We start from the raw sequence: 25,625 nt of genomic DNA, 5'->3' as shown, positions 1-25,625 counted from the left end.
ACAAATTCCTTGAATCGGCGGGTCCGGGCACCCCGTGGACCCGCCGATTTGGGACTTTGGGAATGTGTGGGGTAAAGTTTTATCTCGGCCCGCTGAGGGTCAATGAGGGCGTATAGCTCAGGCGGTTAGAGCGCTTCGCTGATAACGAAGAGGTCCCTGGTTCAAGTCCAGGTACGCCCACGGAACCTGCCGGTTCTCGTGGAAGGATGGTGCGCAGTGAAGAAGTTGCTAATTTTGGCCGCGGCTTTTGCTGGTGCAATATTCTTGAACAAGAAGTGGCGGAAATCCAAAGTTGTGAAGACAACGTGGAGCAGGGCAACTGATTCAGTAAATTGAATCTTTTGGTTTTGTTTCATATATACTGAATCAGCCTCATGGGGGCATGGCGCAATTGGTAGCGCACCTGCTTTGCAAGCAGGGGGTTCGGGGTTCGAGTCCCCGTGCCTCCACCATGAAGAACGATCCTGGTCTCCGGACCAGGATCGTTTTTTTGTTTTCCCCGCGCACCCGCCCACGGCTGTGGGGGGGGTAGCGGCCGGGCCGGGCTGCCGGCCACCGTGCCGGCCGCTGCCCGTGGTGTCCTACGCTTGGACCGTGATAATTCTTCTGGCCGTCGTGGGCATCCTGGGTGTTTCAGCTTCGGGGCCAATCATGGCTGCAACGATGGCGCCGGCCCTGACGATCGCGCTGTGGCGCAACGTTTTCGGTGCGGTTGCGCTGGGGATTCCCTCGCTCGTGCGGAATCCACGCCCATTTGTCTCGTTGACCCGCCGGGAAGCGAAATACACGGCCATCGCCGCAACCGCCCTGGCCCTGCATTTCGCGTGCTTTGTGACGTCGGTGAAGCTGACGAGCGTGGCGGCGGCCACGGCCCTCGTCTGCCTGCAGGCAGCGTGGATAGCATTGTTCCAGTGGGTGCGGGGCGCCAGGCCCTCCACGCCCGTCCTGCTGGGCTTGGGGACGGCGCTGGCCGGCGTTGAGGTGATTACCGGGTTCGACATGGGAATCTCTCCCGAGTCCCTGCTGGGAGACCTTCTCGCGGTGGCCGGTGGAGTTCTGGCAGCCGTTTACACCCTTGCCGGTTCCAAGGCGCGCAAGAGCCTGTCAACAAGTGTCTACTCAAGCCTTTGCTACTGCCTCTGTTCGGTGATTCTGCTGGCGCTGTGTTTCGCCTTCGGCCAGCCGCTGGTCAACATTCCTCCCGAAGCGTGGTGGGGCATTGTGGCCGTGACTGTGGTCGCACAGTTGTTCGGGCACACCATCTTCAACCACCTCCTGGCCACCATTTCCCCGCTCGTGGTGTCAATGATGATTTTGGTTGAAATTCCGGGCGCCGCGCTGCTGGCCGGATACTTTCTCGGCCAAATATTGCCGGGTGGGACCTATGCAGGACTGGCACTGATCCTTGCGGGCCTGGCCATTGTTGTTCTCCGCCAAGGACGCAGCGGCGTCAAACTGCGTGGGAACGGTACTTAAACGAAAGTGGGGCCGGGATCACTGAATGATCCCGGCCCCACTTCAACATGTGGTGCACATTGCGGCAGCTGGTTGCCCAGCGCTGCGGTTACTTCCTGGGTTCTGTCGGCTTCGGCTTGGGTGCCGCATCGTTCACAGCGTGGACAACAGCGTCCTTGGCATCCTTCACGGCCTCCTTGGCGTCGTCAGCGGCACTGGAGAGATCCTCCTTGGCCTCAGAAACGTGCTTTGAAGCGGGCTTCGGCACAGCCTGTGAAACCCTTTCGGAAACAGCAGCCGCGGTTTCCTTCGCCTTCTCGGCCACAGCGTCGGCTTCCTTCTCAGCGGTCTTGGGTGCGCCGCCGTCCGCGGGAACCGGTGCAGGGACCGAAACCGGAGCCTGGGGCGTGGGGGCTGGCGTCTTCCAAGGGTCGGCCACGGGCTTGGACGCCTTCCAGACGGCGACACCGGCAGCAGTTGCCGCCACCACAATACCAACCACAATCCAACCCTTGCCGGACTTCTTGTCCTTCTTGGCAGCCTTTTTCAGCTCGGCGGCAAATTTCTTGGCGGCCTCGGACGCAGCCTTTTCAGCCTTGGCCAAGGCCTTCTTGTTGCCTGTCAGCTTCGCGGCCGCAATCTCCACCTGATGTGACACCCTGGATTTTTCCAGTGCAACTTCGACGGCGTGGGCGGCGTCCCCGAGCTTGCCGGAAACCAGCGGGATGTAGCCGCCGACGACCTTGTCCTTCGCGGAGGTAATCGCCGGGCCGGCTTTGCCCAAGGCTTCCTGGATGTGGGGTGTCGCCTCATCAACGGCATCTGAAATTCTTGGTGCCAACTTCTCAAGCCCTTCCTGCAACCTCGGCGTCACGGCAGCAACGCCGTCGGCCGTGTACTGGGCAGCCTTGCGAAGGCTGTCCTGAACGAGGGGCGAGGCATGCTCGATGCCCCTTTCAATGCGCGGAACAGCCCAGCCAAGCGCTGCCTCCACACGGGGGGCGGTCCAGTCCTTGGCGCTTTCCACATGGGGAGCAGCCCAGTCCTTTGCGTTGTCCACACCGGTATTGAGTGAGTCTTCCAAACCTTGGGTTAAGCGGTCAACCTTCTTCACGTTTCCTCCATATGTCAGCAGTTTCATGTTTTAGCCTACGTCCCCGACCGCGCTCTTGCTATCATTGCCAGTTCGCCCGGCGCGGAATGGGTGTTCTTGTCAGAAGTTTCCCACCTTGGCATGGCAGAATATCGCCATGACTGCTATTCCAACTGCAAAAGCAACTATCAGCACCAGCCTTGGCGACATCGTGGTAAACCTCTTTGGTAACCACGCCCCCAAGACAGTGGCCAACTTTGTTGGCCTGGCGACCGGATCCATTGAATGGACACACCCGGCCACCGGTGAAAAAACCAACGCCCCGCTGTACAACGGCACCATTTTCCACCGCATCATCAAAGACTTCATGATCCAGGCCGGCGACCCGCTGGGCCGTGGAATTGGCGGCCCCGGCTTCCAGTTTGACGACGAGATCAACCCCGACCTGAACTTCAACGACCCCTACAAGTTCGCCATGGCCAACGCCGGCATCCAGGGCGGCCGCGGCACGAACGGTTCACAGTTCTTCATCACCACGGTGAACACCAGCTGGCTGCAGGGCAAGCACACAATCTTCGGTGAGGTCGCCGATGAGGCGTCACGCACCGTTGTGGACTCCATCGAGGGCGTGGCAACCGGTGCAGGCGACAAGCCGCGTGAAGATGTTGTCATCAACTCCGTCACCGTTGAGCAGCTCTAACCAACACTTCTTTTAGTTTTCAGGGCTTTGGCCGCTGGTTCCGATTGGACCCGGCGGCCAAAGCCTTCCTTATATTCTTCCCTTTAGGACCCACTCCATGAGTTCTGCATTCCCGGTCCAGGGATCCTCCACAGGAGCCCCTGTCTGCCCGCGCCACCCCGACCGTGTCTCCTACGTGAGCTGTCAGCGGTGTGGCAGGCCAACGTGCCCGGATTGCCAGCGCAGCGCGGCTGTGGGAATACAGTGTGTGGACTGCGTCCGTGAGGCGACAAAGTCGGTGCCTTCCCGGCGCACCTTGTTTGGCGGCGTTGCCCGTGCCGGCCGTCCCGTTGTCACAATCACGATGATGGCAATTTGTGTTGTGGCCTTCGCGCTGGATTGGGCGATCCCCAAGGACTTCATCTTTCAAAACTTTGCCTACGCTCCGTTCCTGACGGAGACGCAACCGTGGCGCATGCTCACCTCCGCGTTTCTGCATTCACCAAACCTCATGCACATTGCCTTCAACATGTATGCGCTGTGGATCTTGGGCAATGCGCTCGAATCTGCCTTTGGTCGAGTTCGCTTCCTCGCTGTTTATCTTGTCAGCGCATTTGCCGGGTCCGTGGGGGTCCTGCTGCTCTCGCCCATCGACACCGTTGTCGTTGGTGCCTCTGGAGCGGTCTTCGGCTTGTTTGGCGCACTGTTTGTGGTGCAGAAGAAACGTGGCGGGGACTTGCGGCAAATTCTGGTGCTGTTGGCCATCAACGCTGCCATTGGGTTCGTGATCCCGAACATTGCGTGGCAGGCACATCTTGGTGGCCTGATCGCCGGCGCCCTCTGCACGGCAGCCATTGCCTACGCGCCGGCCAAGAACCGCAACCTGGTCCAGTGGGGTGGAATTGCGGCAGTCGCGGTGCTCCTGGTTGGCCTGACGCTGTACAAGGTCTCAACCTTCCCCTTTTAGCTTCATCCATGTCTGGCTAACCGCTAACTGCCAACTGGCGGGGCCACACATAGGGCGCAGAGACTACGGCTTGAGCTGGCGATAGTCGCCGCCGTAGTGGAGCAGCGGTGAGAGGTCTTTTTTCCAGGGTGCGTCCTCACCCATGGAAACCACCGACCCCACCACCAGCAGATGCGTTGCTGCCTCGTGGATGGCAGTGGTTTGGACTTCAAAAAAAGCCAGTGCCCCTGCAATTACTGCATTGCCTGTGAGTGGCCCGCGCCTAAAATCTATCTGATTGAGAAGCCCCTCCACTGGCGTTCCAGGACTGGCGAGCCAATTTGCCTGGGGCTTCTGGTCAGCTGTTAGAAGCGACAACGCCCAGGATCCCGACTCCGCCACGGCCAGCGCAATCCTGGATTCTGAATAGAGGCTGACCAGCAATGTCGGAGGGTCGTAGGACACTGACAAGTAGGCACTGACGGTGGCTGCGTAGTCGCGGTTGCGAATTCTCGTGCTAATGATGGCCACTCCGCTGGCCTGTTCGGCCCCGAGCCGGCGAAATTCGTCGATCTGGTCCTGTGTCGGACCCTGTGGGAAAACCCTGCGTATATCAAGGGTGTCAGCTAGTTCCATGACCTCATCGTCGCACGTATTCACAGTTGTCCACAGCACTGTCCACATGTGGGTATAACTTACAGAGCTGTAGTTCTAGTATGTGAAAAGTAGTCGTACAAGGGGTTGTCCCCAAGGTTATGCACACTGGGTATAAGTTACACACATGTAATTCCACAGCTGTGGATTACTTTCTGACGGTCTTCTTGCCGTGGTTCAGCGAAAATGGACCCAAAGTTATCCACTCCTGTGGATAACTTTGTGAACAACTCGGGACAACTACGGCTTCGAAGATGGGTTGTGGACAGTTCGAATAAGTTATCAACCCCGGTGGACAAGTCTGTGGGTTGTGGGAAAAAGTTATCCACAGTGTGGAGAACCTTGGGGACAATAACATATATTGCGGTGCCGTGGTGCGCTTTTCAGGTTCTCGTTTTGGATGTCACCGTTCTCAGCGTCGTGTCACCTGTCGCCGCATTGTCAGGGCCCTTGTTCAGGGTCAAAAGAGTTCGTGCGATGTTGCATTGGGTAGCTGGCTGGATGCTTTGGCTGCGAGGAATGGACAAGTGGATTCTTTGGTGGTCGGGGTTCGTGCCCGTGAGAAGTTCGCACAGCAAGTCGTTCGATTTGCTGTACTTGGCCGTGATGTGAATGGCTTTGCCCTAACCGTCGATCGTGGGGAACGGGTAGCACGTTTGGAGATGCTCGCCTTGGAACTGTACTCATCAGGTCGAGGCGGTGGCCGTGCCCTTTTGTCCGATGCTTTACTAAAGGCCGAAGAGAGTGGTTACACACGGTTCGAGTTGCAGGTGCGAGAAGGAAACACCAGGGCGATCCGCTTGAACGAGTCAGTTGGGATGACGCAAGCAGGCCTCAGAGAGGATCGTTCGCTCGGTGGTTTGCCCATGCTGACTCTGGCGTGTTCCTTGGTCTAGTTCGAATCCGAGGAAAGTGACCTGAAACTGGGAATCTCAGTGTCCACAGGCCGGGCATAGCCGCAGGTCAGGGCGCTCCACTGATGAAAGCGAGTTTGGGATCCTACAGTTTTGCAGGATGGAATTCTGCGCGCCACCGGTCGCATATTGGCGCTTGAATGTCACGGCTGGTCGCAACACCGGTGGTTGACAGTTCCCAGCGCTTTCAGAGGGGCGCCGTTCGTGACGTTTTCGGTGTGGATCCTCCTAATGGTGAGCCGGGCGCTTTGCATCTGCCACCCAGGTCAAGGGATCTCCAAGTGGCCTGCGGAGCACACGTTGGAACACCGCTCGGGCCCAACCATGCGCGCCGTGAAGGGGGTCAGCCGTGCGGACTGCCACCGGGACCAACTGCATATCTGCCGGCGACCTCAGCACTGCCGGCCAACAACTGTTCGACTGTTCGACGTCGTGAGCGTTGGCGTGGGAGCTGTGCCTGGCGAGCAGCTGATTCTCCCCTAATTCGTCCGTTCCATCGACACAACCCCGTTGCATCCATACACTGAAGATAGTTTTAGCTGACTGAGTCAACGCAGCGTGTGGCTGGCCGGGCGCTGCGGTTGGTGCGTAAGCCGGGCAGGCTGGGCCGGTGCTCAATGAAATGAGGATGCGTGGCCCGCCGGGCAAATGTTGGGGATATTGTTAGGAAGCTGACTGGCAGCTCCTCGCGGGGGGTGCTTATTGTCGGCTCCCGCGGTGCCGGAAAGACTTGGATGCTGGGTCAAATCCGAGCCGCGCTGGGCCCGGAGGCCGTCACGATCAGGCTGTCCGCAAGCAAGGCACTGGCAGCAATTCCCTTTGGCGCCGTCAACGCACGAGTAGGCGTGAATCTGGTCCGCAGCAATGACCACTACGAGGTGCTCAACGGTTTGCTGGATCAAATCCACACGGCCGCAACGAGTTCACACGGCGTGTTCCTGATGGTGGACAACGCTGAATATCTGGACAGTCAAAGTGCGTCCATCATCATGCAGGTGGTCATGTCCTCAGAAGCGAAATTGATCTTGGTGGACCAGCCCGGCAGCCACAACACCTACTTGCGCGAACTGTGGCGAGACGGGCACCTGGCGCGTTTCGAATTGGCGCCGCTGCAATCCGAAGACATACAAGAATTTCTTGAGGAGATTCTGGGTGGAAAGGTGGCCCTTTCTGCCGCCAGCTACCTGGCCAGCCGCTCGGCAGGGAACCCGCTGGTGCTCCATGGGTTGGTGGCCGGCGCACAGGAGGAGGGTTCCCTTCGCAAGCTCAACAATGTGTGGATCCTCGATCATCCAGCCGGCCGGCTGGGAGCTGAGTCCTGGGAATTCCTGCAGATGGATCTGGACCACCAGACGGATGAAACCCGCCGGATCGTTGAAATTCTCGCGCTTGCAGGCTCACTGCCGCTGGACGTCATGCTTGATTTGGCCAGTCCGGAGATAATTGACGAGATTCAACAGCGGGAACTTGTTGAAATCGTTCCCGGCCCGGCGTTGACCATGCGCCTTTCCCGCCCTGCCATGGCGGCTGCAATCCGGACAATGGTTCCTATCGGGCGCAGCAGGCGGTTCCTGGCTGAAGTCTCGAAACTCCTGCCCACCGTGGATCACTCCGACCCTGAAACAATCATCAATTTCACCCGGTGGGCACTGGACTGCGGACTGCCCGTCGATGAAGATCGCATCTTGGAAGCGACAGTGTGGGCAAACCAACTGATGCGTCCGCGCGAGGCTTTGCAATTCAGCGGCAGCGGTGTGGGTGAAGTCCACGAGGCAGCTTTGCTGGCTGAGCGTTCGATTGCCCTGCTGAACCAAAATTCTGTGGACGAGGCACGAAGCCTTGCCCTGCATGCGCTTGATTTGGCAGCACTCCCGCAGGTTGCCGCCAGGGCACTGCGCGCCGTGCAATTGACCCACTTGGCCGAAGTGGATTACCAGACCCACTTCGAAGAGGCAGCCGCCCGGTATGAAAGCCGGTTTGGCCCGGCTGTCCTCAACGATGCCTCCACGAGGGCAGAGGTTGATGTGTTGATCGTGTACGCCATCAATGCTGTTTCCCTGGGCAACGTGGAGAGCGCCGTAGAGGGCATCAAAGCACTTTTAAAACATCCACTGACTGGCAATGTTGCTGACCAGGTCCTCATAAAGTCACTGTATGTTGAGGTGCTCAGCGCCACCGGAAAAATGAGCGCGGCGGTTGCGCTGGCCATGGAAGTCATTGCAGCACTGGAAAGCCCCGATGGGTTCCCGCGTCCGGACATTGCAATTTTGGCCTACACCCGATCTGTCGCGGCACTCATTTACGACGGCGCCTGGGCGCATGTGCGCGCGGCCCTGGAGCCGGCAACATTCATCAATCCTGACCTCATGCTGTACTCCGGAGGGTTGCGGGACTTGGCCGCGGCCATGATGCAGGTTCGGCGGGGCCATATCGAAGAAGCATTGACGGCATTGGAGTCTGCTGCGGGTGCTCTCAATGACTACGATCCCTGGTCGGTTCTGCCCACAGCCCTGGGCCTGCAGGCCTACTGCCTGGTTATGCGCGGTGACCTGCCGGGGTCACAGGACAGCCTGACGCAGCTGTCATCGGTAAGCCGCCGCAGCGGCAAGTTCTATGAATTGGAGGGCGCGGCCTACGCCGCTGCCGCCCAGTTCATGACCGGGCAGTCGGAATTGGGTTTGGCCCGGCTGCGAAGCTTGCGGCGGGACTGCCAGGGGCAGGGCTACCTTGGCATTGAGCTGACAGTCCTGTCCCTGATGGTGCGCGTTGGTGACGCAGCCGCGATTGTCAGGTTGGCCGAGGTTGCGGAACTATTGGAGTCCAGCAGCCGGGAGTTCTTTGTTGAATGGTCCAAGGCGATGCGCTCCCAGGATGCCGCAAGTCTTGACCATGCCAGCGCAACTGCCATGGACTACGGCTTTGAGCTTGTTGCCGTAGAGCTTGCCACGCATGCACTGAAGAAGTTCAATGACAACGGAAAAGTGCATAAGAGCCGCCAGTCAGCAAGCAAGGTCGTGGCCATGCGTGAACAAATGCCTGGGCTCGTGTCACCGGTATTCCAGGCCATTGACCAGCCGAAGATGACCCGGCGTGAACACCAAATTGCCCTGCTCGTGGCCCAAGGCGAATCCAACAGTTCCATTGCGTCACGGTTGAATGTTTCACTGCGCACCATTGAGGGCCACCTCTACAGGACGTTCATCAAGCTGGATATCCAATCCCGGGATCAATTGGCCGCCATGATGCCCCGGGAAGTTCGAAAAGAGGAACAGGGCGCTTACTACCCATGACAGGGCAGCATGTGGCCAGCGATGCTTGCACCACCACGAGTGAACGCCCCTGGGCCACTCGGAACGCAGGCATTCCAGTTCCACAGCCTGGACTGGCTCGATGAAGGCTTGATGTTCCTGGGAGCAAGCTGCCGTGGCAGCCCCCAACAGGGACGATGCTGTGTCGGACGCCAACATGCCATCGGGCCGTGGGGCGACCTGTCCAGAAGCCTGCAAGCGGCCTAGAATGAAAGGAAGGGCATCACCCATGCCAGCCAACCAGCTGAGCGGTTGTGGGGCCCTAGAAAGCAGGGCAGCACGATGTCCACACAAGATGAAGCCAACCGCGGCCGCTACATTCAGGGCCAGTACGGCAAATCGGGATCAGAACAAGGACACATGACCGGAGACCCGGAGGGTCGCTACGTTGAAGGCGACTACGGGGACGCGGGCACCGAGGATGCCGTTGAGAATGCCGACACCGGCAGATTCGTTGAGGCCGACTACGGCACTGCCGGTGATGTGGCAGGCCGGACTGCAGAAGGTCCCAAGGGCCGCTACGTGCAAAGTGAAGCGGGCGAAGACCGGAAAATAGCTGAAGAAAAAGGTGAGGACTAGCTGCGCCAGCGGGTAGTCATCATGAATCCTGCCAAGGCGATGGCAAAGCCAATGCCAATATTCCAGTTATGGATGTTGGGGATCGGGAACTTGCCGTCAGAGATGTAGTAGGTGATGATCCAAACCAGTCCCAGGAGCATCAAGGTCACCATGACCGGAAGAAACCAAACGGCGTTGGGCTGCTGTGTTTTGCTGGCAGGCGTTTCGGCCGGACCTTTTGTGGGGCGGCGACGCGATTTTGACTCTGGCACAGGAGCTCCTTGACATTGTGATCGTGCAAACGACGACTTCGTTGTGTGGACGGCCCGTTCATTATCCCTGATGAGGCTGGGTGAATTGTTCCTGGGTGGTGAACAGCCGGTATTGTTGACGTAATTCTAGCTGTCTTTAGAGCAGCCGCGGATTGCACGACATTGCCGCTCAACTTCAGTCAGGAGACCCGCGTGGTTCAATCGCCAAGCCATGCCGAAACAGCTGTGGGTGTGGACGAGCTGATCTCCGACAACGCGAAGGTGCACAACCAGAGCAGGCGTGCCGCTCGACGCCGCCGTGAGCAACGGCCCAAACAGGGTTTCTTTCGGACCTTGATCCAGGTCCTGGGCGAATTTCTCATAACCTGTGGGGTCATCCTGCTGTTGTTTGTGGTGTGGGAGCTGTGGTGGACAAATATTGAAGCCAATACGGCACAGCAGGCAGCGGTTTCGCAATTTGCCCAGGACTTCCAGGGTCCGGTGACTCCCCAGAATCCTGATGTTCCCACCGACTTTGGCCCGCCCGTGGTCATGGACGCCCCGGAAACGCCAAACACGGTGTTCGGCGTTGTGTATGTTCCCCGTTTTGGTGCAACATACAGCCGCCCACTCGTAGAGGGCGTGGCTCCGGCGCAGCTGGATACCCTGGGACTGGGCCGCTACGACAGTTCAACAATGCCCGGTGGCATCGGAAACTTTGCCATTGCCGGCCACAGGCAAACGCACGGCGCCGTATTGGATGCCATCCACACCCTGGTTCCCGGCGACAAGGTCTACGTCCAAACCAAGGACGGGTACTACACCTACGTTTTCCGCAACAACGAGATCGTGCTGCCCAATGACGGCGATGTCCTGTTGCCCGTGCCCACCCAGGCGGATGCCACTCCCACGGAAGGTTTCCTGACCATGACCAGCTGCAATCCACGGTTTGGTTCCGAGGAACGCATCATTGCCTACTCGGTCCTGGAATCATGGCAGCCGGCCAGTGCCGGCCCGCCAATGGCCATCGCCGACCAAGTTGCAGCAAACCAGAAAGGCTGACCATGTACGGCTGGATTTTTAGTCACCTGCCAGGGCCACTGTGGTTCCGCATTCTCACCACTTTGTTGTTTGTTGCGGCGGCAGTGCTTGTGTTGATGCAGTTCGTCTTCCCGTGGCTCTCCCAGTTCAATCCCCTGACAGATTCCACAATTGGCCGAGGAGCCTGAGATGTCGATTCGGATACTTGTCATAGACAACTACGACAGTTTTGTTTACACGCTGGTTGGCTATCTGCAGCAACTCGGTGCAGAAACCACAGTTGTGCGCAATGACGACGTCAACCTGGCTGAAGCCGTGGAGCTCGCCACTGCCCGTGACGGAGTTTTGGTGTCCCCCGGTCCCGGCACGCCTGCGGAGGCCGGCGTGTGCATCGAATTGATCAAATGGTGCGGGGAGCATGCCAAGCCGATGCTTGGCGTCTGTCTGGGGCATCAGGCGCTGGCAGAGGCCTACGGCGGCGTTGTCACGCATGCCGAGCAGCTCATGCACGGCAAGACCAGCGAGGTGCTGCACCACGGAACCAGCGTGTTTGCGCGACTGCCAAGCCCCATCACGGCCACCCGCTACCATTCACTGTCTGTGGTGCCGGCGAGCGTCCCCGAGATACTGGACGTTACTGCTGTGACGGCCGACGGCGCCATCATGGGTTTGGCGCACAAGAGCGCACCGTTGTGCGGGGTTCAGTTCCATCCGGAGTCTGTGCTGACCGAGGGCGGCTACGCCATGTTGGGCAACTGGCTTGAGTCCCTTGGACTGGTGGGCGCGGCCGGCCGGGCTGCAACGTTGAGCCCGCTCATCAACGGCTGACAGGCACGCCGCCGCCCACCACGCGGTAGATCGACAGTGTCACTCCTTGCCCGGCGCCGGCGACGCGGGCTTCTTTGTCGGAATGACAGGGGGCTTGAGGGTGGGAGTCGGCGTGGCGCTGGGTGTTGGTTTCACAGGCTCGGGAGGCGCCTTGGCCAAGGTCACCACAACAGTTGTCCGCTGTTCGACAGCCGTCCCGGCGGCAATCGACTGATTTGTCACCATGCCCGGGGTGACAACCGCATTCTCAGCTTCCTCAAACGTCACGCTCAAATTTGGTGACACAGCCTTCAAGGCAGTCTCAACAGTTGCCTTGACCGCATCGGGCTCCTTGGTCAAGTCGAACAAGGACGGCATCAAGACCTGGCCGGTGGAGATCTTCAGGGTGATTTCGGAGCCCACAGGTACTGTCTCACCGGGTGCCGGGTCTGTTGTAACAACGGAGCCCGCTGGGATCGACCCGTCGTTGACCATGACGTTGGAGTTGAATTTCAAGTCCAGGCCCCCGAGGTCAAACCGCACCTCTGACTCTGTCTTGCCAGCCAGCTCCTTGGGAATCGTCAGCTCTGACCGACCTTTTGACACAAATAATTCAATGGTCGAGCCGGGGTCAACAAACGCTCCCGCCTTCGGCGTCGTGCGGATTACCTCGCCGGCAGGTACTGACTCGGAAAATTCGACAGTGGGGTGCGGGACCATTCCCAAAGTTGTGAGCCGGAGCTCGGCACTGTCCCTGTTCTCACCGGCCAGGGCCGGAATAGTGATTTGCTGGACGGCGGCGGGCTTGGCATTGATCAAGTTGTAGCCGAGCACGGCACCACCGCCAAGAATAATGGCCACGAGCACAAACAAGGTGACCATCCAGGCCCTGCGTCGCCGTTTTTGGGCACGCGGCACATCGGCGGCCTCTACGAACACGGCGTCATCCGTGGTCAGGGCTCCCCCAGCCATGACTTTCGCCATGGCGCGGGTGGAGGGGCCGCCGTCGTCCGGGGTGCCAATCTGCCCAGGGCCAGTCTCGCCAGGACCAACGTCCCCTGTGACAGCCGCAGCCGTCGGGGTGGCCGGAACTACTACAGTCTCAGGGCTCGGAGTGCGGGAGACGCCGGGGCCGGGAGTGGGCATGACACCGCTGCTGGCGGCACGAAGGGCACGGCGGAAGGAGGCCGCATCCTGGAAGCGGTGTTGCCTGTCCTTTTGCAGGGCGCGCAGCAAGAGCGCGTCAAGGGCGGGTGTAAGTTCCGGGTTGAAGGTGCTGGGTTCGGGAGGCAGCTCACGCACATGCTGGTATGCCACGGAGACGGGGGAATCGCCGGTGAAGGGTGGCCGTCCGGCCAGCATTTCGTACAACAGGCAGGCGGCGGAGTAGAGGTCGCTGCGGGCGTCCACACTCTCGCCGCGGGCCTGCTCGGGTGAGAGATATTGCGCGGTGCCCATGACTGTCTGCGTCTGGGTCATGGTTGCCGCCGAATCCGACATGGACCGGGCAATGCCAAAATCCATGACCTTGACCTGTCCCAGGACACCGTGCTCGTCCTCGGTGACCATGACGTTCGCCGGCTTGATGTCGCGATGCACTATGCCGGAGCGGTGGCTGTAATCGAGTGCCGAGAGTATGCCCGTGGTGTATTCGATGGCCTGCTCGACGCTGATGTCCTTGCTGCGAATCAAGTCCCGCAACGTCTTGCCGTGGACGTATTCCATGACGATGTACGGCAGATGCGCACTGTCGCGGAGCTGCTCCTTCGTGACATGCTCGCCGGTGTCGTAGACGGCAACTATTGACGGATGGTTCAACCCCGCCACGGCCTGGGCTTCACGTCGGAAGCGGGCCTGCAGGTGCGAATCGCGGGCCACGTCGGCACGCAGCAGCTTGATGGCCACGGAACGGCCAAGGCGGATGTCCTGGGCCTTGTAGACGTCGGCCATGCCGCCGCGGCCCAGGAGTTCCCCAATCTCATACCTGTCGTTAAGGACGCGTGGAACACTCATGGGAACCTGTTTGTCCTTTCAATGGGTGGGAATGTGGGGCGGGAATTTGCAACTACGGGGCCTTTGGTTTTTCCGGAATAGCCGGTGCAGCCGGGGTCGGCGCGCCTTCGGCAGCTGCAGACTCGCTCGGCTCGGGAGTTGGCTCCGGAGTTGGCTCGGGACCGGTGGAGACGTAATAGGCCACTGTGGACCCTGTCTCAACCTGGGTTCCCGCGGTGGGGTCGGTGCGAATGACGAGGCCCTTGGCCACCGAGGACGAGGGCTCCTCGACCCGGTTGGGGATGAAGCCTGCGGCGACAAGTGCCTGGTCGTAAGCATTGCCTTCCTGGCCGACGGAGGACGGAACAGCTGTTGTCTCGGCGCCCTTTGAAACGGTGACGTTGACACTGTCCCCGACATGGAGGCCTGCAACAGGAGTAACATCCGTGACGATCCCCTCCGGCGCCGTGGCGTCGAATTCGTCTACGCGGTTGGGCACCAAACCCTTGGCTGTTATTTCCGCGGCCACAATTTCATATGTTTGTCCACGAAGGCTGTCGCGATTCAGGGTAATCTCCACCGGTGCTTCGGTCGTCGGTTCCGGGGTCTCGGTCGGTGTGGGGGCCGTTGAAGTCGTCGTGGGCGGGGCAGTAATGCTGGGACTGTTGGACTCGGTGGGCGAGGGTGTCCCGCCAAAGAGGCCCAGGCCTTGCATCAATAAGGCACCCACGGCGAAGAGCAGCAGGATCAGCAGGCCCACCATCGGCCAGGTCCAAGGGCTGCGGCCCTTCTTGGCAGGCGCGTCAGGAGGCGTCCCGTCGTCTTCGGGTGCAAGCTCGTGTTCGTCGCTCTCAGCTTGCCATGCCCGCTCGGCCCCGAGCATTTCAGACCGGGTTGGCTGCGCGGCGGCCGGCTGGACGTCATCCATGACGGTGGGAAGGGCCGTGGTTGACGGCTCGGCAACATCGCCGACCACGGAGGTGGCGGCCGTGGCACTGATGTCGACAGGTGCCGTAATGGGGCCGGTGGTTGCCTCAAAGAGCAGCATGCCCGGGACGGCCGCGTGGGCGGCCTTGACGTTGCCGACGCGAATGGCCTCGGCAGCCTCGGCCAGCTTCAATGCGTTTGCGGGCCGGCTGCCTGGTTCCTTGGCCAGCATCGACATCAACAAGGCGCGCACGGGCGTCGGCAGTGTGTCAGGCAGCGGCGGCGGGGCATCGTTGACCTGTGCCAGGGCAATCGCAATTTGGGATTCACCGGAGAACGGGCGGTGCCCGGTGATGCACTCATAACCAATAATGCCAAGGGAATATATGTCGCTTGCCCCGGTGGCGATCTGCCCTGTTGCCTGTTCCGGAGCCAGGTACTGGGCCGTGCCCATGACCTGTCCTGTTTGGGTCAGCGGCACCTGGTCGGCAAGGCGGGCAATGCCGAAGTCCGTGATCTTCACCTTGCCACCGGGCATGATGAGCAAATTTCCAGGCTTGACGTCACGGTGCACGAGGCCTTGGGCGTGCGCCACGGCCAAGGCGCGCGCGGTCTGGGCGATCATGGACAGCGTCCAGTCGGCGGAAAGTACATGCTCGCGTTCGATCAAGGCTGAAAGTGGCTCACCGGGGACCAGTTCCATGACCAAATACGCTGAGCCATCCTCTTCGCCGTAGTCAAAGACGTTGGCAATGCCTTCGTGGTTGAGTAAGGCGGTGTGCTTGGCCTCGGCCCTGAACCGCGCCCGGAAACCAGGATCCCCTGTGTATTCGTCCTTGAGGATCTTGATGGCAACAATCCGGCCCAGGACCAGATCCTGTGCCCTCCATACCTCGCCCATGCCGCCGATGGCAATGCGTGATGTGAGTTGGAACCTGCCGCCTAAGGTGATACCAGAAATAGGCCTCACTTGTTCAACACCGCCTTGAAGAGTTTGCTTGCATTGGGACTTGTCAATTCTGCTCCGGTGGCAACATCCACATTTGGCATGACGATGCTGACCACCACCTCCGGGTCGTTCGCCGGTGCAAAGCCGGTAAACACGGAGTTGTTCAATCCATCCCCGAGTTCGGCGGTTCCTGTTTTGCCTGCCACCTGAACACCAGGCACGGCTGCTGCCGAGGCGATGCCGTTGTCAACCACACTGACCATCCATTCGGTAATTTGTGCTGCGATTTCAGGCGTTGTCGACTGGCGCAGGACCTCGGGGGTGAGGCTGGATACTGTCTTGAGATCCGGGGTGCGGATGGTTTTCACCAGATTGGGTGCCATCTGCTTGCCGCCATTGGCAATGGCGGCGGTCATCATGGCGATTTGCAGAGGTGACGCCAAAACATCGCGCTGGCCGATGGCACTTTGCGCCAACGCCGGGGCATCCAGTTCACCCTTGCTGCCGGGGAATCGGCTGTCGACGACTGAATCGGGGAACGTCAGCGACTTGTCATTGAAGCCGAATTTCTCCGCCTGGGCGGTGATGGCGTCCTGTCCCAGATCCAGCGCAATGCTGGCAAAGGGCGTGTTGCAGGAGTTCTCGAGGGCAAAGGCAAATGATGCCTTGTCCTGCGTGTAGCACTGGCCGTTGGCATAGTTGGGCAGGGTGTAATCGATGCCCGGGAAGGTCATCGCGGCCGGGTTGGGAAGGATGCTGTCTTTGGTATATTTGCCGGATTCAAGGGCTGCGGCCGTGTCAACGATCTTGAAGACTGACCCGGGCGCGTACAGCTGCTTGTAGGCTGACGAGCCGAACAGGTTGATTCCGGGGATGGCGACGAGTTCTGCCATGGATGCCTCGAAGGCCGCCCTGTCGTGGGTGGCCATCAAGTTGGTGTCATAGGAGGGCTTGGAGACCATGGCAATGATCGCGCCGGTTTTGGGATTCATTACGACTATGGAGCCGCCCACATCATCCGGGATCATGTCGTAGGCCAGCTGCTGAATCTTTGAGTCGATGGTCAGTTCAACCGACCGGCCCTGCGGCTGCGCGCCGGTGAAAGTCTGGGCAATGCGGTCGAACAAGGCATCATCCGAGTTTCCAGTGAGTTCGTCGCGCATAACGGATTCGACACCGTGCTGTCCGGAGAACTTGCTGAAGAATCCAGTCAGGCCGGCGTAGAGCAACGGGTCGTTGTATTGGCGCTGGAACTTGCAGTCGGTGTTGGTGGAAACAGACTCGGCGATGGCCTGGCCATCAACAAGAATTGGCCCGCGATCGCTGCAGAAGCTCTTCACCAACTGTCGCTGGTTGTTGGGGTTGGCGTTGAGTGAGTCCACGGCGAAGAACTGCACGTAGGAGATGGAACCGAATAGCAGCGCAAACAAAGCGATCGCCACTATCCAGGAATTGCGGATGGCCTGGTTCATGGAGCTGGCACCTCCTTTTGTTGCTTGTCGATGTGGGGCTTGGTATCGCTGGGGGTGGTCGCTGCGGACACGTCAATGGGGCGTCGGGCGGCATCGGAAATTTTGAGGATCAAGGCAACAATGATCCAGTTGGCCAACAGGGACGAACCGCCGGCGGCCAGGAACGGGGTTGTGAGGCCTGTCAGGGGGATGAGGCGGGTGACCCCGCCGATGATGATGAAACACTGCAGGGCAACCGCAAATGCCAGTCCCACTGCGAGAAGTTTTCCGAAGGCATCCCTTGTTCCCAGTGCCGCGCGGAAACCGCGGGCAACCAGAAGGGCATACAGGCACAGGACCGCAAAGAGTCCAATTAAGCCGAGCTCTTCGCCGATGACGGCAATGATCATGTCGCTGTTGGCCACCGGCAGTTCTTCGGGTGACCCCTGGCCAAGGCCGGTGCCGATCAGGCCACCATTTGCCAGGCCAAACAACCCTTCCACGACTTGGAAACTGCCGAAGTCGGCCCCAATGTAGGCCGGGTCAAAGGCGTTGACCCACACGTCAATGCGCCGGGCCACATGCGGGAATATCTGGTAGGCGGCCACTCCGCCAACGGCGATGAGACCCACGCCAATGATGATCCAGCTGACACGGCTCGTGGCCACATAGATCATGACCATGAACAAGCCAAAGAACAGGATGGATGAACCGAGGTCGCGCTGGAACACCAGCACGCCCACACTGGCCAGCCAGGCAACGATCATGGGCGCCAAGTCCCGGGCACGGGGCAGCTGCAGCCGGCCGATTTTCTTGCCAGCCAGCAGGATCAAGTCCCGGTTGGACGAAAGATATCCGGCAAAGAATATTGCCAGGGTGATTTTAGCGATTTCACCGGGCTGGAAAGAGAAGGGGCCGACGGAAATCCAGACCGTGGCGCCATTGACGCTGCCGGCACCGATGAACGGCAGCAGGGGCAGGATCAACAGGATGACTGAGACCAGAAGTGAAATGTAGGTGTAGCGGCGCAGGATCCTGTGGTCCCGCAGGAACCAGATCACGGCAATGGCGCACACCACGGCCAGAGAAGTCCACATCCATTGGCGCGACGCAGCGGTGTCGTCGAAGGTGATGTCCAGGCGGTGGATGACTGCCAAGCCAAGGCCGTTGAGCGCCACGACAACCGGTAATATGACCGGATCGGCATATTTTGCCTTGAAGCGCAGAACTACGTGGAAACCGATGGCGAGGACGGCCAAAATGCCCATCTGGGTGAAAAAATCGTTGTCAAACGTGCGACCCAGGTTCAAGTTCACCAGCGCGGTTGCCATGGCGGACATGCCGAGGGCCAACACCAGCAGGAGCAGCTCGGTGTTGCGTCGGGGCTTTGCCACTGTCAGCAGTTGGCTCATTTTCCACCTCCGGGAATGCAGGTTGGTTCTGCCGCCGGTGTCGCCGGGCCTGCCGTCCCGGAAGCAGTGCTGCTTGGCACGGGGCTTGGCTTCGGCGACGCACTGGCTGTTGCAGGCGCAGGTGCGGTGGGAGTGCTTGTTGGTGAGCCGGTGGTTGAAGGCTTGTTGCTGGGCTTGGGCACAAGATCGCATGGCGGCAAGCTGGTTCCAGTGCCCAGCTGCAGATCGCTGATGATTTGTTCAGCATGGCTGAGAGTGGAGGCCGGCACGGTCTTTGCCACTAGTTGTTGTGAGTAGTCAGGCAGGGATTCAACAACAACATCGGTTTCCCGGTAGACATGGGACAGGGAAATCGGACCCAAGGACTGTGAAACACCTTGGAAAATGGTCACATTTCCCTGCGAGGCACCCACGAAATATTGTGTCTGGGTCCAGGCGTAAGCCGCCCAGCAGCCCACCACGATCACGATGGCCGTCAGGGCACCCACAATTGCCAGCACCCATGGGCGTTGGCGCAGTCGAGGCAGGGACAGATCGGTGTCTTCCACAATTGTGGACTCGGGGCTGGTTTTGTGGGTCAAGACGGTTGCGGCGCGCTTTGTAGCGGGTTGCCTTGCCAGAAGCGGGATCTTCCCCTCGGCATTGGCTGTCAAGGCCGCACCAACCAACTCGTGTTGACGCGAGGCAAGCTCTTGGCGGATCACAGACTCCCGAATATGCGCGTCAAGCGCTTCGGAGTCATCACCGTCAACCGGAGCATCGTCTGCTTCGCCATCGTCAACTGGGTGCGCACCGCCGGTGGTGGCGGGGGCAGGGGCAACCATCGCTCCGTCGTCGGGCTTGGGTAAATCGGTGGTGGCATCGCGGACAGGAGCACTGGTGTCGCTGTCCGTGGCTTCAGAGGCAGGTGCATCACCGTCGCGGTCCGCGGTCTCGTGCGCTTCAACAGCGGGGTGCAACGGCGGCAGATCAGGCTCGTTCGAGACGGGGGCGGCAGCTCTAATGGCGTCGAGGGACGCTGTCGGGGTTTCGTCGGGGATGGCTTCGACGATGTCGAAGAGCAGGACGGTGACGTTGTCGGGAGAGCCCGCTGCCAACGTCAAGTCGATGAGGGTGTCGGCGGCCTTGGCGAGGGACTTTGTATGCCGGACGACCTCTTCGATCATTTCGTGCCGGACAAAGTTCAATCCGTCGGAGCACAGCAGCCAGCGCTCACCGGGAACGGCATCGAAATACTTCAAGTCCAGTTCGGGCGAGGCATCAACGTCGCCCAGCACGCGCATCAAAACATTCTTGTGCGGGTGGACCTCAGCTTCTGCCTCGGTCATGCGGCCCTCATCGATCATCCGCTGGACGAAAGTGTGGTCGTTGCTCATCTGCTCGAAGACGCCATCCTTGAGCCGGTAGGCGCGTGAATCGCCAATGTGCGCGAAGGCCAGACGGTTGCCGGAGAGCAGCAGGGCAGTAACCGTGGTGCCCATGCCGGCTAATTTAGGATTGAAGTGGACGAGTTCGGAGAGCAGGGAGTTGGCGCTCTGGATCTCGTCGGCGAGGTGGGCCCCGGCGTCGTCATTGTGGTGGTTGTGGTCCAAATGGACCAGGTCAAGGACAGTGGAGGCACTGGCAACGTCCCCGCCTGCGTGGCCACCCATGCCATCTGCAACAACGGCCAAATACTGGCCGGCGTAGGCGGAGTCATCATTTTTTGCCCTGACCATGCCCACATGCGATCTGGCGGCATAACTCAGGGTCAGCGGGTATTCGGCCATGCTCACGGCCTCAATTCGATGACCGTTTTGCCGATCCGCACAGGAACCCCCAGTTCCACAGGCAGGGCGCGCGTCAAAGCGTTGCCCCCCAGGAACGTTCCGTTGGTGGAGCCCAAATCTTCAATAAACCAGCGGGTGCCTTGCGGGAAGAGACGGGCATGGCGGCCGGAGGCATAGTCGTCCTCAAGCACCAGATTCGCTTCCTGGGCCCGTCCAAGCAGGATGGGCGTGCCGGCAAGTTCCAAAGTGGTTCCTGCCAGTGGGCCTTCGGTCACAACGAGTTGGCGTGCCTGCACCTTTGCGGGCGGCGCCTCTTCAACCAATTCCGGGTGCTTTCGCGCCTGTCGGGCTGTGGGGGCACCCACTTTGGCCTTGTGGCCAATGACAAGGTCGCGGCGCATGGCGGCCACGACGCTGAACACCATGATCCACATCAGGACCAGGAAGCCGAAGCGCAAAATTGTGACTACAAGGCTCAGATCATTCATCGCCTGCCACCGCTTCGTACCGGCAATATGCGGAATGTGATCTGTGTGCGTCCCATGGTGATAGCCGATCCGTCGCGCAGCTCGGTGGAGCCCTGAACCCGATGGCCGTCCACGTAGCTGCCATTCGTGGAACCAAGGTCAACGGCCGCGCTGCTACCGTTTTGGGTGCGAATTTCCAGGTGCTTTCGTGAAACGCCTGTGTCGTCAATCAAAATGTCAGCTTCCGAGGAACGGCCCAAGATAATGGAGGAAGCGTTCAGTGAATAGCGTTGTCCGTCAATGTCGAGCACCGGCTGGCCCTGTTTAGTTCCGGTCTTGGCGGGCGACGGCGCGGGCTGGCGTTTGTAGACCGGCGCAGGCTGTGCCGGTGGTGCTTGGGTGCCGGGACCCTTGCTGGGTTTGGCCGGCGGCCGCGAGGGGGCCTGTGCCGAAGCATCTTGGGCAGGGGCGCCGGATTCCTTCTCGGTGGACGAAACGACTTCAAATTGTCCTGGTCGCAGCTCTTCGTGGTGATTGAAGGCAACACGAACGGGTCCCTGCAAAACATAGCCCTGGCTGCGGGAGTGGTTGATGACCACGTCGCACAATTCTTCTGCGAGGGTGACGCCCCATGTACGGGCGCGCTCAAAGTCTGCATCGCCCAATTGCAAGTTGAAAACGTTGGGGGCCAATGTTCGCCCGGCGTCCAAGGTCATGGCCTTGTCGTCGAGTTCCCTGCGGAGCGCGTTGGCCATCTCCACAGGCTGAAGTGTTTTGGAGCCGAGGGAGAATGCGCCGCGAACTGCCTTTTCAATGCCTTTTTCAACGTTGTCAAACAATCCCATGTGCTCTCCTCTCCTTTGGTGTCGTTGCAGCAATGCTGCAACGGAAACTATTGTGGCAGCCACCCCTTGGAGGGCGCTGACTCTCAGCTGGCCGCGCCGCGGACAACCATGTTCAGAGTCGATACTACTGCCGGAGTCTTTGAATATACCTATTAGTTGGGTCGGATGTGGCAAATTTCCTACCTGGGTAGGGGAAGGCATGCGCCCCTGCGTTGCAGCCGAGATCCGCATGATCTGGCGCATTTTCCGGCTTTCAGGATGCCTCGCAGAGGGGTTTGGGGATGTGTTGAGGAGCTCGTTTAGGTAAAACGGCAAAGTGTCCTATATGCTTGATCTCGCTGTTCCACTGAATGTTGAAAATTACTTCGACAGGCTAGTGAAGCATTGAAACGAAAAAAACGCGCGAGTGGCGGAACGGCAGACGCGCTGGCTTCAGGTGCCAGTGTCCGAAAGGGCGTGGGGGTTCAAATCCCCCCTCGCGCACGTTTTTGAAAGATCCCCGGTGGAACCCATGGTTCCGCCGGGGATCTTTTGTTTGCCCATGCGTTCGGCCGCCGTTGACCGGGCCCACGAGACGTCAATGGACCCCGCTGCATGGCAAACCTCGTGAACGCGCGTCTCTCGGACAGATGGGAGCGCGTGACCAGGCTGTTCGCTGAACTCTTGGCCAAGTCTCTGTAGCTGGACGGTCTGGGCGGCGAGCTCGACGTCAATGGGCGATGCAGTGCGTTTGTGTGGCCCGGTTTCATGGACGGACTCCCCTATATAAGGTCGGGAATAGGTTCAGGCCCGGACGAGGTGGCGGGAACTCGAGACGAGCGTGGCGGCATTCAGTTGACGGAGCACTGTCCACCCTTCGGCTGGATCCGTCCTGACCAACCACGAAGTGGCACAGTAACTGACTGTCTCCATACGATCCACGCCAGAAACTGTCGAACTGCCCCTGTTTGTCGACCAGCCCGACCTATATATAGAGGGCATCACTGCCGGCCTCCAGCACCGTGCGAAGTTTGGCTCAGCGGCAGCGGCCAGTCTCGACAGCCGCTGTGGCACCAATGCGGACCAAGATCTCGAGCGCAGCCCAGTTGCCTCCTTCACCAGCGGTGCGTGGCCATGCCATGGCGGCGTCTCCGAAACGGGGCATGGCAAGACAACATTGGGACAGGCCCGGCATTGAGCCGGTGATGGTGGAATTCGTGGTCAGGCAGAGTTGACGGTCATCCGTGCTAGATCAACCCTGGGCTAAAACCAACTTATATCGACTCCCCCAGCCCAGCCGACATCGAAACGACCGCCGCTGCTGTTGCCCAGGACGCCCAAGGCGATTTGCCCGGCTCCGTATGAAATCACTCCTTATATACTCAGTGTTGAGACACGAAGCTTTTTGCCAAGAATGTTCGCACCCCGGCACTCGCCCCACTGCCCTGGGCAACGGCCGCCGGTTGACACTCGCCATCGAGCCCGTCGGCGCCGAATTCCCTGCCAACGAGATGTTGCAGTGTCTTTGCCCTTGAGTGCCGCATAGGATCGGGGCATGAAGAAACTAATGATTGGCATCGGTGTCCAACTTGGCAGTTCAGCAGTGGCGATTCTGCTCGCAGCACTATTCCTGCCGCGTTTCGATCTGGGCTTCGGGGGATTCCTGACCGCGATTGTTGTCTTTACAATCGCCCAATCTCTTTTAGAAGGGTTCGTCGCCAAGTTGGCCAGCAAGTACGTGCCAGCGCTAGCCGGCGCCGCGTCGCTTGTTTCCACTTGGCTGGCACTGATCATTGCGAGCCTGCCCTTTGGAGGGATTAGGATTCACGGCTTCCTCACCTGGATATTTGCCGCACTCATAATTTGGGCCGTTACCGGACTCTGCGCCGTACTGGTGCCCAAGTACCTGCTCAAGTCAACGGCAAAATAGCAGCGCCTGCCGGACATGGGTTCGTGGTGTGGCCGGTGGTGTGGGTGTGGGTGCCGTGGATTTGCGTGTTCGGGGAAAGGTGTGTATTGTTTTTCGAGTTGCCCCACGTGGTGGGGGGACGAAAATCCTGAGTTTATGTGGCCGGTTTTGCCGGTTGTTTTGGCGTGTTTTGATGGTGTGGTTCGCTGGTTGAGGGATTTGCATTGTTGGGGCTTTGTGGGTAAGCTTGAAAAGTTGCCTCGGCACTGATCATCGTGGACAAGAAGGTTTGTTTGGGTGTGTTGGCTGGGTGTGGTTGTTGTTTGAGAACTCAATAGTGTGCCAAGTTTTATTGATACCAATTTATTTATATTGAATTGGTTATTTGGTTGTGTGTTGCCGCCCCTGTGGTGATGCATGATCGTTTAGCTGGTTTCGAATTTAGTGCATGCTTTCATTTACCTTTTTCCGGTGTGATTGTGTGTGTCTGTTTAGTTATTAACGGAGAGTTTGATCCTGGCTCAGGATGAACGCTGGCGGCGTGCTTAACACATGCAAGTCGAACGATGAACTGGCGCTTGCGTCGGGGATTAGTGGCGAACGGGTGAGTAACACGTGAGTAACCTGCCCTTAACTCTGGGATAAGCCTTGGAAACGGGGTCTAATACTGGATATTGACTTTACATCGCATGGTGTTTGGTTGAAAGATTTATTGGTTTTGGATGGACTCGCGGCCTATCAGCTTGTTGGTGAGGTAATGGCTCACCAAGGCGACGACGGGTAGCCGGCCTGAGAGGGTGACCGGCCACACTGGGACTGAGACACGGCCCAGACTCCTACGGGAGGCAGCAGTGGGGAATATTGCACAATGGGCGAAAGCCTGATGCAGCGACGCCGCGTGAGGGATGACGGCCTTCGGGTTGTAAACCTCTTTCAGTAGGGAACAAGGCCAGACGTTGTCTGGTTGAGGGTACTTGCAGAAGAAGCGCCGGCTAACTACGTGCCAGCAGCCGCGGTAATACGTAGGGCGCAAGCGTTATCCGGAATTATTGGGCGTAAAGAGCTCGTAGGCGGTTTGTCGCGTCTGCCGTGAAAGTCCGGGGCTCAACCCCGGATCTGCGGTGGGTACGGGCAGACTAGAGTGATGTAGGGGAGACTGGAATTCCTGGTGTAGCGGTGAAATGCGCAGATATCAGGAGGAACACCGATGGCGAAGGCAGGTCTCTGGGCATTAACTGACGCTGAGGAGCGAAAGCATGGGGAGCGAACAGGATTAGATACCCTGGTAGTCCATGCCGTAAACGTTGGGCACTAGGTGTGGGGGACATTCCACGTTTTCCGCGCCGTAGCTAACGCATTAAGTGCCCCGCCTGGGGAGTACGGCCGCAAGGCTAAAACTCAAAGGAATTGACGGGGGCCCGCACAAGCGGCGGAGCATGCGGATTAATTCGATGCAACGCGAAGAACCTTACCAAGGCTTGACATGAACTGGAAACACCTGGAAACAGGTGCCCCGCTTGCGGTCGGTTTACAGGTGGTGCATGGTTGTCGTCAGCTCGTGTCGTGAGATGTTGGGTTAAGTCCCGCAACGAGCGCAACCCTCGTTCTATGTTGCCAGCACGTGATGGTGGGGACTCATAGGAGACTGCCGGGGTCAACTCGGAGGAAGGTGAGGACGACGTCAAATCATCATGCCCCTTATGTCTTGGGCTTCACGCATGCTACAATGGCCGGTACAATGGGTTGCGATACTGTGAGGTGGAGCTAATCCCAAAAAGCCGGTCTCAGTTCGGATTGGGGTCTGCAACTCGACCCCATGAAGTCGGAGTCGCTAGTAATCGCAGATCAGCAACGCTGCGGTGAATACGTTCCCGGGCCTTGTACACACCGCCCGTCAAGTCACGAAAGTTGGTAACACCCGAAGCCGGTGGCCTAACCCCCTTGTGGGGAGGGAGCTGTCGAAGGTGGGACTGGCGATTGGGACTAAGTCGTAACAAGGTAGCCGTACCGGAAGGTGCGGCTGGATCACCTCCTTTCTAAGGAGCACCAAACACCACAACGGTGACTGCATAGTTGTTTGTTGGTGGTGTGAGGAGTAAAGACCCATTGCCAGGACGCATGTTCCTGGGTGGGTTGCTCAAGGGTGGAATATCAATAAAACAGCCGATGATCGGCATCTGGCGACCTGGTTTTAGTACAACACCGACTTTGTGGGTGTG

20 protein-coding genes, 3 tRNA genes and 1 rRNA gene are annotated in these 25,625 nt (G+C 59.3%); 14 read left to right on the top strand and 10 right to left on the bottom strand.

What is annotated here, in order from left to right:
- Positions 1 to 106 precede the first annotated feature (106 nt).
- From AC1L6K_RS02525 to AC1L6K_RS02510, 4 genes are all read left to right on the top strand, one after another.
- Positions 107 to 180 (top strand) — tRNA-Ile (locus tag AC1L6K_RS02525).
- A gap of 18 nt (positions 181 to 198) precedes the next feature.
- Positions 199 to 336 carry a DLW-39 family protein gene (locus tag AC1L6K_RS02520; RefSeq protein WP_480951165.1) on the top strand — a complete coding sequence of 46 codons (138 nt, stop codon included), beginning with the start codon at positions 199 to 201 and terminating at the stop codon, positions 334 to 336.
- 40 nt (positions 337 to 376) lie between these two features.
- Positions 377 to 452 (top strand) — tRNA-Ala (locus AC1L6K_RS02515).
- Positions 453 to 594: 142 nt separating this feature from the next.
- Complete coding sequence (locus tag AC1L6K_RS02510) at positions 595 to 1,476, top strand: DMT family transporter (RefSeq protein WP_480951164.1); 882 nt, start codon at positions 595 to 597, stop codon at positions 1,474 to 1,476.
- An 88-nt stretch (positions 1,477 to 1,564) separates the two neighbouring features.
- On the opposite strand, the gene AC1L6K_RS02505 is transcribed toward AC1L6K_RS02510, so the two are convergent.
- Positions 1,565 to 2,596: a hypothetical protein gene (locus AC1L6K_RS02505; RefSeq protein WP_480951163.1), complete on the bottom strand. Its 1,032-nt coding sequence runs from the start codon at positions 2,594 to 2,596 to the stop codon at positions 1,565 to 1,567.
- Between the two features lie 109 nt (positions 2,597 to 2,705).
- On the opposite strand from AC1L6K_RS02505, the gene AC1L6K_RS02500 reads away from it, so the two are divergent.
- Both AC1L6K_RS02500 and AC1L6K_RS02495 read left to right on the top strand, forming a co-directional pair.
- A complete protein-coding gene (locus AC1L6K_RS02500; protein WP_444532767.1) occupies positions 2,706 to 3,248 on the top strand; it encodes a peptidylprolyl isomerase in 543 nt (180 codons plus the stop codon).
- Between the two features lie 277 nt (positions 3,249 to 3,525).
- Positions 3,526 to 4,194 carry a rhomboid family intramembrane serine protease gene (locus AC1L6K_RS02495; RefSeq protein WP_480951162.1) on the top strand — a complete coding sequence of 223 codons (669 nt, stop codon included), beginning with the start codon at positions 3,526 to 3,528 and terminating at the stop codon, positions 4,192 to 4,194.
- Positions 4,195 to 4,257: 63 nt separating this feature from the next.
- Here AC1L6K_RS02495 and AC1L6K_RS02490 read toward each other — a convergent pair whose 3' ends face one another.
- Positions 4,258 to 4,809: a flavin reductase family protein gene (locus AC1L6K_RS02490; RefSeq protein WP_480951161.1), complete on the bottom strand. Its 552-nt coding sequence runs from the start codon at positions 4,807 to 4,809 to the stop codon at positions 4,258 to 4,260.
- Between the two features lie 545 nt (positions 4,810 to 5,354).
- Here AC1L6K_RS02490 and AC1L6K_RS02485 point away from each other — a divergent pair.
- From AC1L6K_RS02485 to AC1L6K_RS02475, 3 genes are all read left to right on the top strand, one after another.
- Positions 5,355 to 5,723 (top strand): GNAT family N-acetyltransferase, encoded by a 369-nt coding sequence (locus AC1L6K_RS02485; protein ID WP_480951160.1) that lies wholly within the window; start codon positions 5,355 to 5,357, stop codon positions 5,721 to 5,723.
- 650 nt (positions 5,724 to 6,373) lie between these two features.
- The gene (locus AC1L6K_RS02480) at positions 6,374 to 9,031 is read left to right on the top strand and encodes a LuxR C-terminal-related transcriptional regulator (protein WP_480951159.1); all 2,658 of its coding nucleotides are present in this window, start codon (positions 6,374 to 6,376) and stop codon (positions 9,029 to 9,031) included.
- Between the two features lie 300 nt (positions 9,032 to 9,331).
- Positions 9,332 to 9,628: a hypothetical protein gene (locus AC1L6K_RS02475; protein WP_480951158.1), complete on the top strand. Its 297-nt coding sequence runs from the start codon at positions 9,332 to 9,334 to the stop codon at positions 9,626 to 9,628.
- Here the strand turns inward: AC1L6K_RS02475 and AC1L6K_RS02470 are convergent.
- Positions 9,625 to 9,879 carry a cell division protein CrgA gene (locus tag AC1L6K_RS02470; RefSeq protein WP_480951157.1) on the bottom strand — a complete coding sequence of 85 codons (255 nt, stop codon included), beginning with the start codon at positions 9,877 to 9,879 and terminating at the stop codon, positions 9,625 to 9,627. The two genes, AC1L6K_RS02475 and AC1L6K_RS02470, sit on opposite strands and share 4 nt — an antisense overlap.
- A 261-nt stretch (positions 9,880 to 10,140) precedes the next feature.
- On the opposite strand from AC1L6K_RS02470, the gene AC1L6K_RS02465 reads away from it, so the two are divergent.
- Both AC1L6K_RS02465 and AC1L6K_RS02460 read left to right on the top strand, forming a co-directional pair.
- Positions 10,141 to 10,920 carry a class E sortase gene (locus tag AC1L6K_RS02465; protein ID WP_480952678.1) on the top strand — a complete coding sequence of 260 codons (780 nt, stop codon included), beginning with the start codon at positions 10,141 to 10,143 and terminating at the stop codon, positions 10,918 to 10,920.
- A gap of 168 nt (positions 10,921 to 11,088) precedes the next feature.
- Complete coding sequence (locus tag AC1L6K_RS02460) at positions 11,089 to 11,727, top strand: anthranilate synthase component II (RefSeq protein ID WP_480951156.1); 639 nt, start codon at positions 11,089 to 11,091, stop codon at positions 11,725 to 11,727.
- Between the two features lie 39 nt (positions 11,728 to 11,766).
- Here AC1L6K_RS02460 and pknB read toward each other — a convergent pair whose 3' ends face one another.
- The 7 genes from pknB to AC1L6K_RS02425 are packed head-to-tail and all read right to left on the bottom strand — an operon-like array spanning position 11,767 to position 21,518.
- Complete coding sequence (gene pknB, locus AC1L6K_RS02455; RefSeq protein WP_480951155.1) at positions 11,767 to 13,719, bottom strand: Stk1 family PASTA domain-containing Ser/Thr kinase; 1,953 nt, start codon at positions 13,717 to 13,719, stop codon at positions 11,767 to 11,769.
- 52 nt (positions 13,720 to 13,771) lie between these two features.
- Positions 13,772 to 15,595: a protein kinase domain-containing protein gene (locus AC1L6K_RS02450; RefSeq protein ID WP_480951154.1), complete on the bottom strand. Its 1,824-nt coding sequence runs from the start codon at positions 15,593 to 15,595 to the stop codon at positions 13,772 to 13,774.
- Positions 15,592 to 17,046 (bottom strand): penicillin-binding transpeptidase domain-containing protein, encoded by a 1,455-nt coding sequence (locus tag AC1L6K_RS02445; RefSeq protein ID WP_480951153.1) that lies wholly within the window; start codon positions 17,044 to 17,046, stop codon positions 15,592 to 15,594. The genes AC1L6K_RS02450 and AC1L6K_RS02445 overlap by 4 nt, the downstream gene beginning before the upstream one ends.
- Complete coding sequence (locus tag AC1L6K_RS02440; protein WP_480951152.1) at positions 17,043 to 18,437, bottom strand: FtsW/RodA/SpoVE family cell cycle protein; 1,395 nt, start codon at positions 18,435 to 18,437, stop codon at positions 17,043 to 17,045. Before AC1L6K_RS02440 ends, AC1L6K_RS02445 begins: the two co-directional genes overlap by 4 nt.
- The gene (locus AC1L6K_RS02435; RefSeq protein ID WP_480952677.1) at positions 18,434 to 20,206 is read right to left on the bottom strand and encodes a PP2C family protein-serine/threonine phosphatase; all 1,773 of its coding nucleotides are present in this window, start codon (positions 20,204 to 20,206) and stop codon (positions 18,434 to 18,436) included. The genes AC1L6K_RS02440 and AC1L6K_RS02435 overlap by 4 nt, the downstream gene beginning before the upstream one ends.
- Positions 20,207 to 20,208: 2 nt before the next feature.
- Positions 20,209 to 20,694, bottom strand: coding sequence for an FHA domain-containing protein FhaB/FipA (locus tag AC1L6K_RS02430; RefSeq protein WP_480951151.1), 486 nt, complete (start codon positions 20,692 to 20,694; stop codon positions 20,209 to 20,211).
- Positions 20,691 to 21,518 (bottom strand): FhaA domain-containing protein, encoded by an 828-nt coding sequence (locus tag AC1L6K_RS02425; protein WP_480951150.1) that lies wholly within the window; start codon positions 21,516 to 21,518, stop codon positions 20,691 to 20,693. Before AC1L6K_RS02425 ends, AC1L6K_RS02430 begins: the two co-directional genes overlap by 4 nt.
- Positions 21,519 to 21,918: 400 nt before the next feature.
- On the opposite strand from AC1L6K_RS02425, the gene AC1L6K_RS02420 reads away from it, so the two are divergent.
- The 3 genes from AC1L6K_RS02420 to AC1L6K_RS02410 all read left to right on the top strand — a co-directional run bounded on the left by AC1L6K_RS02420 (position 21,919) and on the right by AC1L6K_RS02410 (position 25,442).
- A tRNA-Leu gene (locus AC1L6K_RS02420) sits at positions 21,919 to 22,001 on the top strand.
- Positions 22,002 to 23,052: 1,051 nt separating this feature from the next.
- The gene (locus AC1L6K_RS02415; protein WP_480951149.1) at positions 23,053 to 23,427 is read left to right on the top strand and encodes a phage holin family protein; all 375 of its coding nucleotides are present in this window, start codon (positions 23,053 to 23,055) and stop codon (positions 23,425 to 23,427) included.
- Positions 23,428 to 23,904: 477 nt separating this feature from the next.
- A 16S ribosomal RNA gene (locus AC1L6K_RS02410) occupies positions 23,905 to 25,442 on the top strand.
- The last annotated feature ends 183 nt before the right edge of the window (positions 25,443 to 25,625 follow it).

It is taken from the genome of Specibacter sp. BI4 (assembly GCF_056680095.1).
This window is presented reverse-complemented; position numbering and strand designations above follow the sequence as displayed.

What these genes read in the sequence shown, in the direction of transcription:
- AC1L6K_RS02490 (WP_480951161.1), bottom strand. Translation starts at nt 4,809, where the DNA reads ATGGAACTAGCTGACACCCTTGATATACGCAGGGTTTTCCCACAGGGT.
- AC1L6K_RS02425 (WP_480951150.1), bottom strand. Translation starts at nt 21,518, where the DNA reads ATGGGATTGTTTGACAACGTTGAAAAAGGCATTGAAAAGGCAGTTCGC.
- AC1L6K_RS02415 (WP_480951149.1), top strand. Translation starts at nt 23,053, where the DNA reads ATGAAGAAACTAATGATTGGCATCGGTGTCCAACTTGGCAGTTCAGCA.
- AC1L6K_RS02430 (WP_480951151.1), bottom strand. Translation starts at nt 20,694, where the DNA reads ATGAATGATCTGAGCCTTGTAGTCACAATTTTGCGCTTCGGCTTCCTG.
- AC1L6K_RS02505 (WP_480951163.1), bottom strand. Translation starts at nt 2,596, where the DNA reads ATGAAACTGCTGACATATGGAGGAAACGTGAAGAAGGTTGACCGCTTA.
- AC1L6K_RS02445 (WP_480951153.1), bottom strand. Translation starts at nt 17,046, where the DNA reads ATGAACCAGGCCATCCGCAATTCCTGGATAGTGGCGATCGCTTTGTTT.
- AC1L6K_RS02475 (WP_480951158.1), top strand. Translation starts at nt 9,332, where the DNA reads ATGTCCACACAAGATGAAGCCAACCGCGGCCGCTACATTCAGGGCCAG.
- AC1L6K_RS02440 (WP_480951152.1), bottom strand. Translation starts at nt 18,437, where the DNA reads ATGAGCCAACTGCTGACAGTGGCAAAGCCCCGACGCAACACCGAGCTG.
- AC1L6K_RS02435 (WP_480952677.1), bottom strand. Translation starts at nt 20,206, where the DNA reads ATGGCCGAATACCCGCTGACCCTGAGTTATGCCGCCAGATCGCATGTG.
- pknB (WP_480951155.1), bottom strand. Translation starts at nt 13,719, where the DNA reads ATGAGTGTTCCACGCGTCCTTAACGACAGGTATGAGATTGGGGAACTC.
- AC1L6K_RS02460 (WP_480951156.1), top strand. Translation starts at nt 11,089, where the DNA reads ATGTCGATTCGGATACTTGTCATAGACAACTACGACAGTTTTGTTTAC.
- AC1L6K_RS02500 (WP_444532767.1), top strand. Translation starts at nt 2,706, where the DNA reads ATGACTGCTATTCCAACTGCAAAAGCAACTATCAGCACCAGCCTTGGC.